This window comes from Polynucleobacter sp. 39-46-10 (genome assembly GCF_002282275.1).
In genome coordinates this window covers 1-4,021 of record NZ_NCJB01000226.1, presented here as the reverse complement: position 1 = coordinate 4,021, position 4,021 = coordinate 1, and the positions used below count along the sequence as shown (strand labels likewise).

Annotated in this window: 4 protein-coding genes; all 4 read left to right on the top strand. The window is 45.9% G+C overall.

All coding sequences use genetic code 11. The features are described 5' to 3' along the window. The first annotated feature begins 222 nt into the window (after positions 1–222). A complete protein-coding gene (locus tag B7X71_RS13210) occupies positions 223–1,824 on the top strand; it encodes a leucyl aminopeptidase (protein WP_293600980.1) in 1,602 nt (533 codons plus the stop codon). A 16-nt stretch (positions 1,825–1,840) separates the two neighbouring features. Next, the gene (locus B7X71_RS13205; RefSeq protein WP_293599415.1) at positions 1,841–2,305 is read left to right on the top strand and encodes a DNA polymerase III subunit chi; all 465 of its coding nucleotides are present in this window, start codon (positions 1,841–1,843) and stop codon (positions 2,303–2,305) included. Positions 2,306–2,321: 16 nt separating this feature from the next. Next, positions 2,322–3,119: a prolipoprotein diacylglyceryl transferase gene (lgt, locus tag B7X71_RS13200; RefSeq protein ID WP_293599416.1), complete on the top strand. Its 798-nt coding sequence runs from the start codon at positions 2,322–2,324 to the stop codon at positions 3,117–3,119. Positions 3,120–3,248: 129 nt separating this feature from the next. Further along, on the top strand, positions 3,249–4,021 hold a 773-nt coding region (locus B7X71_RS13195), incomplete at its 3' end, for a malonyl-CoA decarboxylase family protein (protein WP_293600979.1).

Sequence of the window (4,021 nt, the reverse complement as noted above, 5' to 3'; positions counted from 1 at the left end):
AAAATTCGAATGACTAGGGTGGTAATCATGATGGTGACCAAGACCAAAAAAACGCCACCAGTCGTAAAACTGAGTTCGCGGCGAAGGGCTTGGTGAAAAATCATGAATAAATAATGAGTTAGCTGTTATTGGCTCACTCAAGATGTGAACCTGCATCTCGGAGGATAATGGATAAACACCCATTTTTTTCCTTGAATTGACTTAAAAATACCTCAAGACATCATGACTATTCAATTTAGCACTAAGAATTTCGCGCAAGCCGACCTCAATAATCCGAAGCAGCTCAAGGCCAGTCTAGCCACTTTATTGGCGCAGAGCTCTGATTGCTTGGTTTTAGCCTACTCAAAAGCCGATTTAGATGCCCTTGAAGCCTCCAAGGCTAAGTCTGGGCTATTGCTCGAATTGGATCGCTTGCTTGGGGGCTCTGTCACCCATGCCAATCTGGTTGGTGACCTTGATGCTCAGCAAGCATCTACTTGCGTCATTCGAGCTGAAAAATCCTGGGTCGCATCTGGGGTAAAAGTGAAACGCGTTCTCTTGGTGTCTTTGGGCGATATTGCCCCTGCTAGTGCACGCAGTTTGAGCTCTTACTCAAAAATTGCTCGCGCTGCTTTGAAGCAGTTGAGTGGGGGCTCCATCCAAAATGCTTTGTGGTTTATTCCGAGCTTCGCCTTAGGTCATCGAGCTGATTTCATTGCAGAAGAGGTGCGTTTGACAATTCAATATGCAGGCGATCAAGCCTATCGTTTTGGAGTTCGTCAGCCAGCCATGAAATTTAAGGCCAAAGATAAGCCGGATACTTTTGCACATCTCATCTTTGCAGGTAATGACGCTTGTGCCAAAGAGCTCAAGGCCTCAGTTCCAGAGGGTGCTGCGATGGTTGAGGGTATGAACTTGGCTAAAGACTTGGGTAATTTACCTCCGAATATTTGTACGCCAACTTACTTAGGTAAAGCGGCGCAGGGCTTAAGCAAGAAGACTGGCCTCAAGGTGGAGGTCTTGGGCCGCAAGCAAATTGAAGCTTTGGGCATGGGCTCTTTTTTATCGGTAGCCCAAGGTTCAGATACGCCGCCACAATTTATTGTGATGCGTCACCAAGGTGGTAAAGCTGGCGAGGCTCCGATTGTGTTGGTGGGTAAAGGCATCACCTTTGATACAGGTGGTATTTCCTTGAAGCCTGGCGAAGCCATGGATGAGATGAAGTACGACATGTGCGGCGCTGCCTCTGTGATTGGCACGATGTATGCCACAGCATTAATGAAGTTGAAGAAGAATGTCATCGGCGTAATTCCGACTTGTGAAAATATGCCTTCCGGCAATGCCACACGCCCCGGCGATATTGTGAAGAGTATGTCTGGTCAAACGATTGAGATTCTCAATACCGATGCAGAAGGTCGACTGATTTTGTGCGATGCCTTAACTTACGTTGAGCGCTTCAAGCCCAAGGCTGTGATTGATGTAGCCACTTTAACTGGGGCCTGCATCATTGCATTGGGTCATGTACATAGTGGCGTATTTTCAGATGATGAGGGTTTAGTGAACTCTCTTACTAAAGCGGGGCACGCCTCTTTGGATACTGTATGGCGTTTGCCTTTAGATGCGGCTTACCATGAACAACTCAAATCGAATTTTGCGGATGTTGCCAATATTGGTGGACGTCCGGCTGGTAGCGTGACTGCCGCTTGTTTCCTATCGCGCTTCACTGAAAAATATAAATGGGCTCATTTGGATATTGCTGGAACCGCTTGGAAGAGTGGTGCCGCTAAAGGTGCAACGGGACGCCCAGTACCTTTGCTTGTGAATTACTTGTTAGATCAAAAATAAGCGCAGAAAGTCATTCATGGCTCGTATTGATTTTCATAGCAACGTTAGCGATAAGCTGGAATACGCTTGTCGCTTAACGCGCAAGATCTGGAGCGCTACACCTGCTGGCGAGTCTGTACGCAACATCGTGATGGTGGGCGAAAGAGCAGACCTCAAAAAATTAGATGAACTGCTATGGACATTTAGTGCAACAGATTTCCTGCCACATTGCTTTATCGAAGATGAAGCAGCGATAGATACACCCATCTTGCTGACAGATCATTTTTTATCACCTGCCTTGTCTCAGTTGCCGCATGCGGATGTACTCATTCACTTGGGTATGAAAATGCCATCTGATGTTCCGGCATTGCTTGCACGTTTCCCTCGTATTGTTGAGGTTGTCACGATCAATGAATCTGAGCGCCTTGCAGGTCGCGAGCGGTATAAGGCTTATCGTGACCTTGGTCATGAGCTGCATAATTTTGATCAATCTAAAGCATGATTGCTGATTACTCAGTATGTTGATTCATCCAGAATTTGATCCTGCTGTAATTCGGATTGGCGCATTTGCCATTCATTGGTATGGGCTAATGTATCTATTGGCATTTGCTCAATTTTTATTATTAGGTCGTCTGCGCATCCGTACTCCGCGATATCAATCTTTGGGTTGGTCATATAAAGATCTTGAGGATCTTTTATTTGCTGGCGTTTTAGGCGTGGTGCTGGGTGGACGTTTGGGTTACACCTTGTTTTATATGCCCGGCTACTATCTTGCGAATCCTCTGAGTATCTTCAAGATATGGGAGGGTGGCATGTCTTTTCATGGCGGCCTGCTAGGAGTCTTATTGGCCTTGCTCTGGTTTGCCTATCGCCGCAAGGTTTCCTTCTTTGTTGTGAGTGACTTAGTTGCGCCACTTGTTCCATTTGGTTTGGCATTTGGCCGCTTAGGTAATTTCATTAATGGCGAGTTATGGGGGAGGCCAACAGACCTACCATGGGCTATGGTGTTCCCAATGGTGGACTCCATTCCGCGCCATCCCTCCCAGATTTATCAATTCTTGGGTGAAGGCATTTGCCTGGGGATCGTGCTTTGGATATATTCCAGTAAACCGCGCAGGGTAGGGCAGATTTCTGGCTTATTTTTATTGGGTTACGGCATTTGCCGTTTCCTAGCGGAATTTGCTCGCGAGCCTGATGCCTTCTTGGGCCTCTTGGGCCTCGGTTTATCTATGGGGCAGTGGCTTTCCGTACCCATGATTATTTTTGGAATTTACCTTATAGTAAGAGTAAATCCGAAAAACGGCAGTTATCAGTAGTTAAAAATCGAGTTTTCTAGGTCTTTTGTAGTCAATTTCTTAAATTTGACTAAATTACCTGGTGATGCATTGGTTTTTTACGAAAATTGCCTATTTTCTGAGCATATTTACTTAAACTGAAAGATATCCATGCTGGAGAAGTTAACCAAAGCTCGCAATTTATCTAAGGCAAATAACGCCATCAAGCGTTTGATATCGGAGCGAGGTGAATCTAACGCACTCAGCATGGCTGATGATGTAGTTAATAACTACCGCAAATTAGCAAAAGACCAACACGTCTCATTTTTTACTTTTTTGTTTGAGAAGCTCAATCCCGAAGCGGACGCAGTGCTCAAGGCGGCGCAAAATTTTGTTGCCGATTCCAGCGCGCGTAATTACATCCAGCTTCAAAAGGTTTCTGAATCTCCGCGCCAAGAATTCTTTAGACGCCTCAATCGTGCTAGTCATGGGACTGCAGCTGTAGTTCAGATGCGTCGAGATCTATTGCAGTTACTAGATAAAAAACCAGAGTTGGCTGCGGTGGATTTTGATATGCGCCATTTGTTGTCATCTTGGTTTAACCCAGGCTTCCTAAAAATGCATCAGGTGGACTGGAAATCTCCAGCAGAGGTGCTAGAGAAATTAATTCAACATGAAGCAGTTCATGCGATTGATGGTTGGGACGACTTGCGTCGTCGACTTCAGCCAGATCGTCGTTGCTTTGCCTTCTTTCATCCGCAGTTGCCAAGTGAGCCCTTGATCTTTGTGGAAGTGGCGCTCTTGCCCGAGATCCCAACGGTGATCACACCACTGGTTGATAAAAAAGCAGAAACGGTAGACCAGGTATCTCAATATAAGGTTGCCGTTTTTTATTCCATTAGTAACTGTGAGCCTGGTCTTCGCGGTGTATCCATGGGGAATTT

Excerpts from the sequence above, each read along its gene's own strand:
- B7X71_RS13210 (WP_293600980.1), top strand. The coding sequence starts at position 223 with ATGACTATTCAATTTAGCACTAAGAATTTCGCGCAAGCCGACCTCAAT.
- B7X71_RS13205 (WP_293599415.1), top strand. The coding sequence starts at position 1,841 with ATGGCTCGTATTGATTTTCATAGCAACGTTAGCGATAAGCTGGAATAC.
- lgt (WP_293599416.1), top strand. The coding sequence starts at position 2,322 with ATGTTGATTCATCCAGAATTTGATCCTGCTGTAATTCGGATTGGCGCA.